General features: G+C 45.3%; 10 protein-coding genes. All 10 read left to right on the top strand.

The window, feature by feature from the left end; genetic code table 11:
• The first annotated feature begins 58 nt into the window (after positions 1 to 58).
• The 10 genes from B050_RS0118405 to B050_RS0118360 all read left to right on the top strand — a co-directional run bounded on the left by B050_RS0118405 (position 59) and on the right by B050_RS0118360 (position 14,447).
• Positions 59 to 1,429, top strand: coding sequence for a TolC family protein (locus B050_RS0118405; protein ID WP_157492895.1), 1,371 nt, complete (start codon positions 59 to 61; stop codon positions 1,427 to 1,429).
• A 46-nt stretch (positions 1,430 to 1,475) separates the two neighbouring features.
• On the top strand, positions 1,476 to 2,522 hold the full coding sequence (locus B050_RS0118400) for an efflux RND transporter periplasmic adaptor subunit (RefSeq protein ID WP_018475434.1): 1,047 nt from the start codon (positions 1,476 to 1,478) through the stop codon (positions 2,520 to 2,522).
• An 18-nt stretch (positions 2,523 to 2,540) separates the two neighbouring features.
• A complete protein-coding gene (locus tag B050_RS0118395; RefSeq protein WP_018475433.1) occupies positions 2,541 to 5,696 on the top strand; it encodes an efflux RND transporter permease subunit in 3,156 nt (1,051 codons plus the stop codon).
• Between the two features lie 309 nt (positions 5,697 to 6,005).
• The gene (locus B050_RS0118390; protein WP_018475432.1) at positions 6,006 to 6,251 is read left to right on the top strand and encodes a hypothetical protein; all 246 of its coding nucleotides are present in this window, start codon (positions 6,006 to 6,008) and stop codon (positions 6,249 to 6,251) included.
• A 15-nt stretch (positions 6,252 to 6,266) separates the two neighbouring features.
• Positions 6,267 to 7,022 (top strand): lipopolysaccharide kinase InaA family protein, encoded by a 756-nt coding sequence (locus tag B050_RS0118385; RefSeq protein WP_018475431.1) that lies wholly within the window; start codon positions 6,267 to 6,269, stop codon positions 7,020 to 7,022.
• Positions 7,023 to 7,491: 469 nt separating this feature from the next.
• Complete coding sequence (locus B050_RS22675) at positions 7,492 to 7,989, top strand: hypothetical protein (protein WP_157492894.1); 498 nt, start codon at positions 7,492 to 7,494, stop codon at positions 7,987 to 7,989.
• A 285-nt stretch (positions 7,990 to 8,274) separates the two neighbouring features.
• Positions 8,275 to 8,919 (top strand): pseudouridine synthase, encoded by a 645-nt coding sequence (locus B050_RS0118375; RefSeq protein ID WP_018475429.1) that lies wholly within the window; start codon positions 8,275 to 8,277, stop codon positions 8,917 to 8,919.
• A 197-nt stretch (positions 8,920 to 9,116) separates the two neighbouring features.
• Positions 9,117 to 10,088, top strand: a complete 972-nt coding sequence (locus B050_RS0118370; protein WP_018475428.1) for an AAA family ATPase — start codon at positions 9,117 to 9,119, stop codon at positions 10,086 to 10,088.
• Positions 10,089 to 10,282: 194 nt separating this feature from the next.
• Positions 10,283 to 11,470 carry a hypothetical protein gene (locus B050_RS0118365; RefSeq protein WP_026236010.1) on the top strand — a complete coding sequence of 396 codons (1,188 nt, stop codon included), beginning with the start codon at positions 10,283 to 10,285 and terminating at the stop codon, positions 11,468 to 11,470.
• Between the two features lie 94 nt (positions 11,471 to 11,564).
• Positions 11,565 to 14,447 (top strand): TonB-dependent receptor, encoded by a 2,883-nt coding sequence (locus B050_RS0118360; protein ID WP_018475426.1) that lies wholly within the window; start codon positions 11,565 to 11,567, stop codon positions 14,445 to 14,447.

Genomic DNA, 14,447 nt, shown 5'->3' with positions numbered 1-14,447 from the left:
ATGGTTCTTTAAATTCTGAACTAAGTAATTTATAAGGAAATAACTATATAATAATAAAATGAAGAAACAAGTTTGGATCGGGTTATTTGCGATGTTCCTTGGGGTGAGTCATCTCCATGCGCAAGAGACCATTACCGACGGAGAAGTGTTGACCTTACAGCGATGCATAGAGCTGGGCCTAAAGCACAATACGGAAATTAAGAAAGCGCGCCTCGATGAGGATGCCGCCGCATACCAGCGTAAGGAGATTACAGGTACGGGATTGCCGCAGGTGGATGCCTATGGGAATTATAATAACTTTTTGGATGTCTATCCGCAGGCTGTTCCGGGGGGATTTCTCAATCCCGACTCGGATCCTAATGGCATAGATGTGATTTCATTTGGCGTACCTCAGAGCCTCAAGGCAGGGGTGCAGGTCAGCCAGTTGATTTTTAGCCAATCCTACTTAGTGGGGCTGAAAGCCTCAAGGACTTCGGAGGAGTTTTATCGTCTGCTGACCCAGATGACTGAGGAGGATATCATATATGATGTGGCTTTGAATTATTATTCGGTATTATCCACGCAGCTGCAGATGGACAACCTAAAGGCCAACCACGATCAGCTAAAAAGGCTGGAGAGCATCATCAAGTCACAGTACGAAAATGACCTTGCCCGAAAAGTGGATTATAACCGTGTGAAGGTGAACCTTACCACGCTGGAGACCGAGATGGACAATATGGAGATCATCATTGAGCAGCGCACCAATTACCTCAAGTTAGTAATGGGCCTTCCAGTCCAGCTGCAGGTAGGACTTGCCCCTTATGATTTCGAAAACAAGTCTTTGCCCTTACAGGCATTGCAGTTGGATGATGATATCAGCCAGCGATATGATCTGCAGGTGCTGGACAAGAAGCAGGAGCTGAATGGCCTTAATATCAAGAATATCAAATCGGGTTATTACCCTACATTGTCCGCTTTCGCAGATGTAAACTATAATGCGTTTTCAAATGAGTTTGACTTTATCTCCACTGGCCATGAGTGGTACCGGGGTTCCTTGATAGGGCTGAAACTTTCCATTCCGATTTTTGATGGGTTCCAGAAGAGAAATAGAGTGGCTCAGGCCAGGATAGAGTCTGAGAAGATCGGCTATGATCATTATATGGCAGAGCAGAATGCCCATGCTGAATTCCTCAATGCTCAGAAGAAACTGCGGAATAGCATCCGAAGTTTGCAGGCTCAGGAATCCAATTTGGACCTGGCGGAGGATGTCTTTAAGCAGACCGGCCAGCTATATCGGGAGGGCTTATCACCATTGACGGATCTGCTGGATTCGGAGACCTCGCTGAGACAGGCTCGGTCCAGCTATTTCAGACAGGTGATAGCCGTGAAGACCGCCGAGGCAGACCTATACAAGTCCCAGGGTCAAATCGAAAAAATACTTACCAACTAACATAAAAATACTTTGGGAGAAATCCCTAAAATAAATATCAGGAGCTATGAAAAAAATTATCACACCCTTAGTCCTAATCGCCATTGCAGCAGCAATAGCTTTTACCTTATATAAGAATAAGCAGGAGATGGAAGTAAAAGCTGAGGAAGCCATGAAAACCAGTGAGGCCATTCCTGTAAGGTCTGAAGTGATTCAGAAGAAACCGCATAAGATATCCTTTACCAGCAATGGGACTTTTGAGCCTAGTCAGGAGCTTACGCTGAAGTCTGAGGCCAGCGGCAAGGTGCTGAAGATTTATAAGGAAAAGGGGGATTATGTCCGTAAGGGAGACCTTATCGCCTTATTAGATGACGAATTGCTTCAGTCTGAATTGACCATAGCCGAGGTGAAGCTTTCTCAAGCAACGAAGGACCTGGGCCGTTATGAAAATCTGGCTGGTACCGAGGCGATCACTGAGAAGCAGCTGGAAGAGATCAGCAATGCTGCTAAAATGTCCCAGTCGGATGTGAAGATGATCAAAAAAAGACTGGCAAATACCAGGATCACCGCCCCCATCTCCGGATATATAAACGATGACTTCATCGAAATAGGAACGCTCATGAGCCCGGGCATGGATGTGGTCGAGATCGTGAATGTACAGCCTATGAAGTTGGTGGTAAATGTCTCCGAACTTGAGATCGCCCGCATCGCGGTAGGCGATGAGGTGAAAGTGAAGGTAGGCGTATTGCCAGAAAGAGACTTTACCGGCAAAGTAAGCTTTACCAGCAATAAGGGTGATGCTTCTTTGCGCTATGAAGTGGAACTGACCTTAGAGGAGAATACCGATCAGATCAAGCCAGGGATGTTTGCTTATGCCTCATTCGATTATCCCGCGGAGGAAGCTATCCTTATCGATAGAAGAGCGCTGGTGAACGGAGTGAAAAACCCTGAGGTATTTGTGATCGAAAATGGAAAAGTGGTCTTGAAGAAAGTGAAGCTGGCTCAGGTAGGAGAAAACAAACTGGTGCTGCTCGATGGGCTGAATGAAGGAGAGAAGCTCGTGACCTCTGGTCTGATCAATCTGAAGGATGGCACAGCAGTGACTGAGCTATAATCATCAAAACCCACGATTATGAAAATTACTAAAGTTTCTATACAACGCTCCACCATTGTGGTGGTGCTATTTACGATACTGACCACGCTGGGGATATTTTCTTATACCCAGATGTCATACGAATTGCTGCCGAAGTTTAGCCCTAATGTGGTGACGGTATCGACCCTCTATCCGGGGGCTGCACCTGCCGAGGTGGAGAACTCGGTGTCCAGAAAGCTGGAAGATGCCTTGGCCTCCCTGGAGGGGATAGACGTCATGAAAGCCACCTCGCTGGAGAGTTTTTCCATTATCACCATTGAGTTGGATGATGATGTGGATGTGGATATCATATTGCAGGATGCTCAGCGGAAGATTGATGCCGTGATGGGCGACTTGCCAGAAGATGTGGACCCACCTTCCCTAGGCAAATTCAGTTTGGACGATATGCCTATCATGCAGATGGGAGCTTATTCCAATCTTACAGCCACCGCTTTTTATGACCTGATGGACCAGCGTATCCAGCCGATGCTCGCCCAGATCGATGGGGTGGCTCAGGTCAACCTGCTAGGGGGATCCGAAAGAGAAATTAAGGTCAATTTGGACCTAAATAAACTGAATACTTATGGGGTATCTCCCCTTCAGGTGAATCAGGCTATTGCGCAAGCGAATTTAGATTTCCCTACGGGCAAAATCAAAAGTGATGAGGAGCAGATCCTAATCCGTCTGGCGGGAAAATTCACCAATGTCGCCGAGATCGGGGAGCTGGTAGTGAGCTATGCGGATGGCTCGCCCATCAAAATCAAGGATGTGGCTGAGGTGATCGATTCGAGTAAGGATCCCGAAATCCTCAGTCGTCTCAATGGCAATACGGCCATCGGGATCAGCATCCAAAAACAATCAGATGCCAATGCGGTGGACGTGGCGGAGCGCGTAAATGCAGCTTTGGCGACCTTGGAGTCCACCTATCAGAGCAATGACCTGAGCTTTGAGATCTCTCAGGATAGCTCGGAATTTACCCTGGAAGCCGCCAATGCGGTGATTCACGACCTGATCATTGCGGTGGTGCTGGTAGCGGTCATCATGTTATTGTTTTTGCACAGTTTCCGGAATGCGATCATTGTGATGATTGCAGTACCTGCTTCGATCATCGCGACATTTACAGTGATGTATCTGGCGGGCTTTACACTTAACCTGATGAGTTTGCTGGCCCTATCCTTAGTGGTGGGGATCCTGGTGGATGATGCCATTGTGGTGATAGAGAATATTTATCGACATATGGAGAAGGGCAAGACGGCCGTGCAAGCATCCTATGATGGGATTCGTGAGATAGGCGGCACCGTGACCTCCATCACCCTCGTGATTGTGGTGGTATTCGTGCCTCTGTCTATGACTGGAGGCTTGATTTCCGGGATCCTTACCCAGTTTAGTATTACCGTGGCTGTGGCCACCATGATGAGTTTACTGGTAGCCTTTACCCTGATTCCTCTCTTGACTTCTCGCTTTTCCAAGCTGGAGCACCTGGATCCTACCAGTGTTTTTGGGAGAATCGTCAATGGCTTCGAAGGCCTGCTGGATTCATTTATTGCTTGGCTGACGGGGATATTAAAATGGGCCTTTAATCATAAGATTGTAACCCTGGTGGTGACTTTGCTGATGTTCATCTCCTCCTTTATGCTCGTGAGTAATGGCTTTATAGGAAGTGAGTTTGTGAGTGAAGGGGATAAGGGTGAGTTTATTATGAGACTGGAACTGCCAAAGTCATCGACCTTAGAAGAGACCAATTTCACCACTCGGGAGACGGAGAATTTCATTCGAAAGAATCCCTTGGTGACGAGTGTATTTACCACCGTTGGGCAGACCACTGGTAGCATGTCTGGCAGTCAGGCCACGCCCTATGCCGCTGAGATCACCGTGAAGATGGTGGATGCGGAGAAGAGAAGTATCTCTGCGCCAGAGCTGGCGAAGGAAATGGAAATCGCTCTGGAGGAGAATATCATCGGGGCGGAATTTACCGCGGTGCCGATCAGTATTACAGGTACTGCTAATGATGCGCCTATCCAGGTGGTGCTTTCCGGCCCTGACCTGGACACGCTTAAGGCCTTCTCCGAAAGAGTGATGGCCCAGGTGGCCAATGTCCCGGGGACTCGTAAGGTACAGTCCACCATGGAAGATGGTAATCCGGAGATCAGAGTGGAGGTAGATCGTGCAAAGATGGCTGATCTAGGCTTAGACATGGCCATGGTCGGCGGCACCATGCAGGTCGCCTTCAATGGTAATACCGACACCAAATACCGTGATGGTGATTACGAATATGATATCAACATCCGTATGGATGAGTTTGATCGTAAGTCAGTATCGGATATAGAGAACCTTGCCTTTATCAATAATAGAGGACAGACGATCCTTCTGAAGCAGTTTGCACAGGCCATTCCTTCCGAGGGGCCGAGTGAGCTAAACCGTCAGGATAGAATAGGCTCGGTGACCATAAAGTCTCAGGTGTCAGGCAGGACCACCGGTACGGTAGGGGCAGAGATTCAGGCGGCGATCGCCGCAATGTCGATTCCTAATGAAGTGAGTATCTCTTATGAAGGAGATATGAAAATGCAGGAAGAAGGATTTGGAAGTTTGGGGATCGCCCTTTTGGCCTCCATCTTACTGATTTACCTGATTATGGTAGCACTATATGATAACTATGTGTATCCATTGGTGGTGATGTTTTCCCTGCCATTGGCGGTGATCGGAGCCTTATTGGCCCTAGCCTTATCCAGCTCCTCCCTGAGTATATTCAGTATCCTCGGGCTGATCATGCTGATGGGCCTTGTCGCAAAGAACGCCATTATGCTAGTGGACTTTACCAATCAGCTGAAAGACGCTGGCCTGGAAGTGAAGAAAGCTCTGATCAAGGCGGTAGAAATTAGGTTTAGACCTATCCTCATGACCACCCTGGCCATGGTATTTGGGATGCTGCCGATCGCAATGGCCTCAGGTGCCGGCTCGGAATGGAAAAATGGCCTCGCCTGGGCACTGATCGGTGGATTGATCTCCTCCATGTTCCTGACCATGGTCGTGGTGCCTGTGATCTATTATATTTTCGATAGAATACTCGCCAGATTTGGCAAAGATAAGAAGGTCCTCATTGAAATTGAGGAGACAGAACTGTCTGAGACCGAGTCCGAGGTGGCCGAATATGTATAAAGCTGATTCCTGATGAGGCATGATAGGCAGAGCCAAAGTGATTTGCCCCCTGCTTAGTGGGGAATGTAAATGCTCTCTTGGGAATAAAAATAAGATTGCGAAGCAATAAAGTAAAGCTGCTTGGCGATAAGAAACGCCAGTGGGGAATAGGAATAAATAATTGAAGACCTACTTCTTTTGGGAATGATTTCCTTTTTCTCACTGGTTTTTTCTTTACCCGCTAAGGGGAAATTGTCATCAGCGTGTCACAGAATAAAGATTATCAACGTTTTGGTGGAAATATTCCTCCAAAAAATTAAACCCACAGGTATGAAAACGAATAATTTTACCAAGCTAAAAGCCATCATAGAAGTAATGGGGAAATACGGTATCCATCCGATTTCTAAAGTAAAGTCCGCTGATTTCGTCAAAGACCTAGGCTTTGACAAGGTATATCTCAATGGGCTGATCTATGATGTGGAAGATGCCCTGCACCTGGAGCTGCAAGAGGAGGTGATCTCCAGCATCACCAATCCCGATGCTCTCATCAAAAATATGCTTCAACACCAAAACTAGGTGGTTTAATTGATTATGAAGGTAGATTTAGTCATTAACCCGAAGTATCATTATTTAGAAGAGTATATTAAAAGCATTCCCCAGACCTTTGACCACAAGGGTCAGCTGATCTATGACCTCAGAAATCATGTGAGGGTGGATCAGGTGTCAGGGGCCAGGCTAGTGATCAAGAGCTATAGGAAAATCTATTTGGCCAATCGGCTGATCTATAATTTCCTCCGACCTACCAAGTCTAAGCGAGCTTATTCCTATGGATTTGCCCTGCAACAACGCGGAATCAACACCCCGGAGCCGATTGCTTATATTGATTATTATAGATTCGGGCAGTTGAAAGGAGGGTATTTTATATCCCTTTTTTCTGATTATGAGCCTCTGACTCACTTTAACCTCGAGCAGATGGATCATACCGTGCAGATGCTGGATGCCTTAGCGGTATTTATCCATAGACTCCATCAAAACGGGGTTTTTCATGAAGACTTCACACTGAATAATATCCTCTATAAGGAGGAAGATGGACAGTTTGATTTTATGGTTATTGACAATAATCGGCTGAAACTCCGAAAGGTGAGTATGAGAGATGCGATGAAAAACCTAAATCGGCTGAACCTCAACCCTGAGATGATGACTTACCTTATCCGTAAATACTCCGAAGCCAATGGCCTGGATACCCTAAAGGAGCTGAAGCTTTACTATGATTTCAAGTATGAGAAAAGCCTGCAAGGGAAAGTGAAACAGCGACTAAAACAGTATAAAAGATTAATTGGAGGCTGAGTTTATCTATCCGTCTCACGCTGCTGGAAGGAGGGGAAAGCTAAGGAAACAATAGAAGAGGAATGGGGTGATTTATGAGGTGTAAAGAGTTTTTAACATTTTTTAGGAAGGAATTCGAATAATTATTTTGAAATGGCCAGTTGTGGCTTGGTTTTAGCAAATAACCTTTTGTGTTTAGCTTCGTAAAATAAGCTTAAACCGACTGGGATAGCCGTTTTTTGGAAGGCAACTGTCCTTTTTACCCTTTTAGGACTTATAAGTTCTAATATGAATTTTATTTAAAGTTAATAAGTATATATCATTATTTTTGCTTTAAATACTATGAAAATTGCATAAAAATAGTGTTTATTGTAATTATTATTAGGGTAAGGATTAAACTTGTTTTCCTTCAAAAGCGTAAAGACCGATGTACTACTTTTGAAAGCGGTACTTTTTAGTGATTCAAATTATTATTTTAAAAGAAACAGACATGATGAAATCAATGATTATTGCAGCACTGGCAATCGGGGTCGTATTGACCAGCTGTGAGAATACCAAGAAAACAGAAGAAGTAACAGAAACAGAAACAGGCACAGAGATGGCAGCGCATCATTCTGAAGCAAAAGAGGTGACCTATAAGGTAGCCGAGAAGTATTTCATCAAGAATGACGCAGGGGAGGTTTCTCAGGTGAAATTCGAAACTGCTGAGGAATTTAACAGTGTCTTCGGGATGGCCACAGTGATGGGAGAGGGCGGAAAGCCAACGGCGATAGACTTTGAAAATGAGTATGTAATCGCAGTGGTAATGCCTGCTACCAATAAGGCCACCAAGCTAGAGCCAGTAAGTCTGATGGAGGATGATCATGGTCACCTGACCTTCTCTTATGAGGCCATCGATGGGGAGGAGCAAACCCACTCTATCAAGCCAGTTCTATTGGTGATTGTAGATAAAGACCATAATGGCGAAGTGCACGTCGAGAAAATATAATAGAATAGTACCCAAATCTGGTAAACAGAGATTAAGATAGTTGCGAACACCCTGACCTTCATTAGAGTCAGGGTGTTTTTTTATTCCCCCTTTCGTAATTGGCCATCCTCCGCTATAGTATGGAATGGTACTTCACCAATTTTTGAAGTATAGGAGGTCTGACTGTGGCTGCTGGCGGTTCATTATTATACTTCTAAGGCCTTAAGTTATTCCACTTTGGTGCGGGGGAGAGAGGTTGCATTTGACTGGGATAATAAGCACCTTTGTCTGGTAAAAAATGTAATTATGCCTCGATATTTTGTGATCTATAAGCCCTTTGGGATGCTAAGCCAGTTTAGTGGTGAAAGAAGTACGTTAAAATCGCTCAGTGATTTCCCCAAAGAGGTATATCCTGTGGGTCGTCTGGACAAGGACAGTGAAGGTATGCTGTTGATCACCGATGACAAGTCCCTGAACCATTATCTGCTGGATCCTCAGTATGAACATGCAAGGACCTATCTGGCACAGGTGGAAGGTGAGCCTCAGGAAGAGGCCTTGGAGAAGTTGGCCGCAGGAGTGGACATTACGGTGGATGGTAAAAACCATCATACCCGTCCAGCGGAGGTTTTATTGAAAAATAATCCACCTGAATTACCCGAAAGAGACCCTCCCATTCGTTATCGTAAAACAGTTCCTGACGCATGGTTGGAGCTGAGCATCACCGAAGGCAAAAACAGACAGGTGCGAAAAATGACCGCAGCGGTGGGATTGCCGACCTTGCGACTGGTGCGCTGGGGAATGGAGAACCTCACCATAGAGGGATTTGCTGTGGGAGAGGTGCGAGAGTACAGCCAATTTGACCTCTATAAACTATTGGAGATAAAGAAGCTCCCAAGGAAGTACAGCAACCGCCCTGGGCAAAGCAGAACCTCTAGGTTTAATAAGAAATAATATTGGTCTGCGTTATGGCGTATTCCTTTGGGCATAAATTGTGATAAAGACCAAAAAATCATAATTTAGGCCTCCTATCACAGCGACTATAGTCGAGTTGGAGGAGATCGTCAGGATGGCAGGAGAAATGAATATTGGCCCGAAGGGCTGAAAAGATTAAAAATATAAAGGACAAATCATAAATCATAAATAAGGTAATGCATCAGGAAAAAATTCAGGAAGTAATCAAGGAGGTCCGTAAGATCGTGGTTGGTCAGGACAGAATGGTCAATCGTCTATTGATAGGATTATTTACGAACGGTCATATTTTATTGGAAGGTGTACCGGGATTGGCAAAGACGCTGACGGTAAATACGCTGGCCAAGGTGCTTCACCTGGATTTTAATAGGATTCAGTTTACCCCCGATTTATTGCCTGCTGATCTGATCGGAACCATGATCTATAATCAGCAGAATGGTGATTTTGAGGTGAAGAAGGGCCCGATATTCTCCAATTTGATATTGGCGGATGAGGTAAACCGTTCTCCTGCCAAGGTGCAGTCAGCGCTTTTGGAGGCAATGCAGGAGAAGCAGGTGACCATCGGAGACACTACTTACCCGCTGGATCGGCCATTTTTGGTGTTGGCCACCCAGAACCCCGTGGATCAGGAAGGGACTTACCCGCTGCCAGAGGCTCAGGTGGATCGATTTATGATGAAAGTGCATATCGAATATCCTGGCAAGGCGGATGAGCTGGAGGTGATGCGCCGCATGGCGAATATGAGTTTTAGCTCTTCGGTGGAAGCTAAGCTGTCCAAGGAGGATATTTTCGCAATAAGAGAAGAGATCAATAAGGTGCAGATTTCCGAATCACTGGAGCATTATATTATTGAACTGGTTTTTGCGACGAGATTTCCTGAAAAGTACGGCCTGCAAGAGGAGGCGAAGTATATCCAGTTTGGGGTTTCGCCAAGGGCAAGTATCAACCTAAATCTGGCCTCCCGAGCGGTGGCATTTATGGATGGCCGTGATTATGTCCTTCCTGAGGATATCAAAAATGTCGCAGAAGATGTGCTAAATCACCGTATAATTCTCAATTATGAGGCAGAAGCGGATAATATCAACACCCGGGATCTGGTTCAAATTATCCTAGATAAGATACCAATTAACAAATCGGTAACATTGAAATAAGCGATAACTGCGCAAAATGAGGAGCCTTTGAGAGATCAAAGGCTTTTTTTTGTCCTTTTTGTTAAAGCAATATTAATCTTCATCCAGTTTTATTAAAAAATACATAATTGGAAAAATTCTAAGAGCAGGAAAAATTGGGTCAGTTTTGTGGAGCAAAATCAAAGCAGCAAACAAACTAAATCAATTTCATAATCATGAAAAAACTCAATCTACTGTTCTTAATGTTGGTCGGAGCATGCATCATGTTCACTTCTTGTACTGATGACAACACCGATCCGGATCCTATTACTGAGCCTGAAGATGAATTTATCCTAAACGCTAATATCACTGAGGATCTTACGCTGAAAAGCGGTAATGTTTATACATTGACCACTAGGGTTTTTGTATTAGACGGAGTAACCTTGACTATCGAAGAAGGAACAATCATCAAAGGTGAAGCCGGTTCTGGCGCAAACGCTACCGCCCTGGTAGTGGCTAGAGGAGGAAAAATCATGGCAAACGGTACTGCCGAGAAGCCTATCATCTTTACCTCTGTAGCTGACCGTGTAGAGCCAGGTCAAATTTACTTCCCTGACGGACTTTCTGCTAACCAAAGCGGCCTATGGGGCGGACTATTGATCTTAGGTAAAGCAAACGCTTCCCTTAAAGGTAATGTAACTGAAATGCAAATCGAAGGTATCCCACCATCCGACACCAATGGCCTGTATGGCGGTTCTGATGATGAAGATAACTCTGGTGTATTAAAATATGTATCTATCCGTCATGGTGGTGCTAATATCGGTGACGGTAACGAAATCAACGGCCTTACTTTAGGAGCTGTAGGTTCTGGTACGACCATCGAAAACGTGGAAGTTGTAGGCAACCAGGATGATGGCATCGAGTGGTTTGGCGGAACTGTAAACGTAAAAAATGCAGTGGTATGGAATGCAGGTGATGACGCTATCGATGCTGATCAAGCTTGGAAAGGTACTTTGGACAACTTCATCGTGGTAAGTGCTGGTGACAAATTATTCGAACTAGACGGCCCTGAAGGTGCTTATATCAATGGTAATTATACCCTTACCAATGGATCTATCATCGCTCAGACTGCAGCCGGTCTTGTGGACAATGATGACAATACTAATGTGGACATGTCTAATATCTACTTCACTAGCCTAGCTGCTGGTCAGACGTTTGACCAACTTCCTACTGTAATGTCTAACTTCTCTAACTTCCAGGTGACCCTTCCAGAAGGTGCTTCTGTATCGGATTTCTTCCTTGGTGGTTCTGATGCCTTTACCACTGCTGTCGCAGAAGGTGCAAACACCGTAGGTGCAGACAAGTCTGTATTCGCTGGTTGGTCTTGGGCTTATGTGTCTGGCGAACTAGATATCTTGAAATAATACGATCATCCATAAAAGAAGGGATCTGCAAGATCCCTTCTTCTTCACTTTTTTATCTTCTTAATCGTTAGCTGTAACAAATAATATCATAAAGATGAAAAAACTTATCGTGGCCCTTACCATCTTGGTATGTGCTGCCATTCCAACTCTAGTTCTTGCTCAGCAAGGGACTATCCGAGGAAATATCATCGAAGAAGGCTTGGGAGAGCCTCTTATTGGGGTTTCTGTTTTGGTAAAAGAAACACAAACCGGCGCTGTAACGGACCTGGACGGAGATTTTGAAATCAAATTGGCTCCAGGAACTTATACCATCGTGGCATCATTTATCTCTTTTAATAAGCTTGAAATCAGTGGTGTGGAAGTAAAACCCAATCAGGTAACACTTCTTAGTGACTTGCAAATGGGCGAATCCACCGAAGAACTAGAGTCTGTAGTGGTGACCGCTCAGGCCATCAGAACTACCGAGGCCGCCCTGATGACGGTCAAGAGAAATGCAGCAAGCATGATCGACGGTATCTCTGCCTCTACCTTCCGCAAAATCGGCGATAGTGACGCCGCCTCAGCCATCAAAAGGGTGACCGGCGTATCCATAGAAGGTGGGAAATATGTCTATATCCGTGGCCTTGGCGACAGATATACCAAAACAGTACTGAACGGGGTGGACATCCCTGGTCTGGATCCAGACCGAAATTCCATCCAGATGGATATCTTCCCTACCAATGTGGTGGACAATATCATCGTATCCAAGTCCTTCACCAGTAACCTGCCAGCAGACTTTACCGGCGGTGTCGTGGATATCGAAACCAAAGATTTTCCTGAGGAAAAAACATTCAAAGTAAGCCTTAGTGGTGGGTATAACCCTTCCATGCACTTCAACAAAAATTACCTAAGTGTACAAGGTAGCAAAACTGACTTTTTGGGTTATGATAATGGATACCGTGCCATCCCCACTGGCGGAAGCACAGATATCCCCCAGTATGCCGAGGTGGTCACTCAGCCTAATAGCCCTGAAGGGCAAGAATATCAGTCCATCCTGAGAGGATTTAATCCTACCATGGGCGGAACCAGAGGCCGTAACCTGATGGATATGAGCTTAGGTATTTCCTTCGGAAATCAAATTGCCGTAGGCAATGATAATAAACTAGGCTATAACTTTGCGCTGACCTATACCAACGAAACTTCTTACTACGAAGGCGCACAGTATAACCTGTATGGTAAGCCAAGTGATGCCTCCGATTACCAATTGACCCCATTGGAAACCCAGGTGGGTGATTATGGAACCAATAACGTCCTATTGGGCGGCCTGGCTGGCCTGGCCTATAAAACTGGACTCTCTAAGTTCAAATTGAACGTGCTTAGACTCCAGAATGGAGAATCCACCGTGGGCCAATTCGACTTCGAATCCAATAACGTGGGTACCGTATATGGCGCAGATCAGTACAATATCGAATACAGCGAGCGCTCTCTTACCAATGTACTGTTGAGTGGTGAGCATAAGCTAGGACCTACCAATGACTGGGAATTGGGATGGAAAATCAGCCCTACTCGCTCAGTGATCGAAGATCCTGACGTGAGAATCCTGCGCTTCAGAGATGGCAATAACGATATCTCTACCGAAGTAGGTCTGCCAGAAAGAATCTGGAGATCCCTCGACGAAAACAACCTCGTGGGTAAAGTCGATATTACCAAGAACTATTCCTTCATGAACGAGCCGGCCAAATTTGGTTTTGGTTCCAGCTATGCCTATAAAGAAAGAGACTTCCTGATCCAAAGCTTCCAGTTCCCTACCGGTAATACGGAATTTGACGGCGATCCTAATGCCGTGTTTGATGAGGAAAACCTCTTCTCAGCAGATAATATCAATGGACTGAGATACGATCCCTTGTTTATCCCTAATAATCCTAATGCCTATAATGCCAGCATCAATAACCTAGGCTTATATGTCAATACTGAGATCAAGCCTGTGGAAAACCTGAAGGCGATCATCGGGGTAAGAATGGAGAAATATGAGCAGTTTTATACCGGCTCAAACCAAACCAGAACCATCGTCCTCAATAATGCCAAAGTGCTGGATGATACAGATTTCTTCCCGACCTTGAACTTGATCTATGATCTGGGAGAAGTACAAAACTTAAGATTCTCCTATTCCAGGACCATCGCCAGACCTTCCTTTAAGGAGCTGTCTTTTGCTGAGATCCTAGATCCGATCACAGGCAGAACCTTTATCGGTGGATTGTTTGAAGAAAGAACCAACGGAGGTACAGAAGTACTATGGGATGGAAATCTACAGGCCACTCGAATCCATAACGTGGATGCACGCTGGGAAATGTTCCCTAAGCGCGGTGAGATCGTCTCTGCAAGTGCCTTCTATAAGCAGTTTTCTAATCCTATCGAAATGGTGCAGTTTCTCTCCGACCCAGGAGCTTTCCAGCCACGAAATGTGGGTGACGGCAAAGTGCTGGGTTTGGAATTAGAAGTAAGAAAATCCCTCGATATCATCAGCCCTGCTGCGAAGAACTTTTTCTTCAACGCCAATGTGACGGTAACCAAATCCTCCATTGAGATGTCTGAATCAGAACTGAGGTCTAGAGAGCTTTCTGCCCGTGAAGGCGAGGATGTCTCTGCCACCAGGGATATGGCTGGCCAGGCGCCTTTCATTATCAACACTGGTATCGCATATGAGAATTTCGAAAATGGCTGGGAAGCTGGCGTCTATTATAATGTGCAGGGTAGCACCCTCTCTTATGTAGGTTTCGGAAATAGAACAGATACCTATACCGTCCCTTTCAATAGCCTTAACCTGAACGTGAATAAGTCCTTTGGCTCAGATGAGCGATTCCAGACTGGGCTCAAAATCAGCAACCTGCTGAATGATAAGAAAGAGGAAGTATTCAGATCTTATGAAGCCGATGATCAGATATTTACCAGCCTCTCTCCAGGTACTAAGATCAGCGTAAAGCTAGCTTATACTTTCTAA

It is taken from the genome of Echinicola pacifica DSM 19836, assembly GCF_000373245.1.
GTDB lineage: Bacteria > Bacteroidota > Bacteroidia > Cytophagales > Cyclobacteriaceae > Echinicola > Echinicola pacifica.
Note: the sequence above shows the minus strand (reverse complement) of the source record. Positions and strands in the feature narration are given on the sequence as shown.

Excerpts from the sequence above, each read along its gene's own strand:
- B050_RS0118405 (WP_157492895.1), top strand. The coding sequence starts at position 59 with ATGAAGAAACAAGTTTGGATCGGGTTATTTGCGATGTTCCTTGGGGTG.
- B050_RS0118400 (WP_018475434.1), top strand. The coding sequence starts at position 1,476 with ATGAAAAAAATTATCACACCCTTAGTCCTAATCGCCATTGCAGCAGCA.
- B050_RS0118395 (WP_018475433.1), top strand. The coding sequence starts at position 2,541 with ATGAAAATTACTAAAGTTTCTATACAACGCTCCACCATTGTGGTGGTG.
- B050_RS0118390 (WP_018475432.1), top strand. The coding sequence starts at position 6,006 with ATGAAAACGAATAATTTTACCAAGCTAAAAGCCATCATAGAAGTAATG.
- B050_RS0118385 (WP_018475431.1), top strand. The coding sequence starts at position 6,267 with ATGAAGGTAGATTTAGTCATTAACCCGAAGTATCATTATTTAGAAGAG.
- B050_RS22675 (WP_157492894.1), top strand. The coding sequence starts at position 7,492 with ATGATGAAATCAATGATTATTGCAGCACTGGCAATCGGGGTCGTATTG.
- B050_RS0118375 (WP_018475429.1), top strand. The coding sequence starts at position 8,275 with ATGCCTCGATATTTTGTGATCTATAAGCCCTTTGGGATGCTAAGCCAG.
- B050_RS0118370 (WP_018475428.1), top strand. The coding sequence starts at position 9,117 with ATGCATCAGGAAAAAATTCAGGAAGTAATCAAGGAGGTCCGTAAGATC.
- B050_RS0118365 (WP_026236010.1), top strand. The coding sequence starts at position 10,283 with ATGAAAAAACTCAATCTACTGTTCTTAATGTTGGTCGGAGCATGCATC.
- B050_RS0118360 (WP_018475426.1), top strand. The coding sequence starts at position 11,565 with ATGAAAAAACTTATCGTGGCCCTTACCATCTTGGTATGTGCTGCCATT.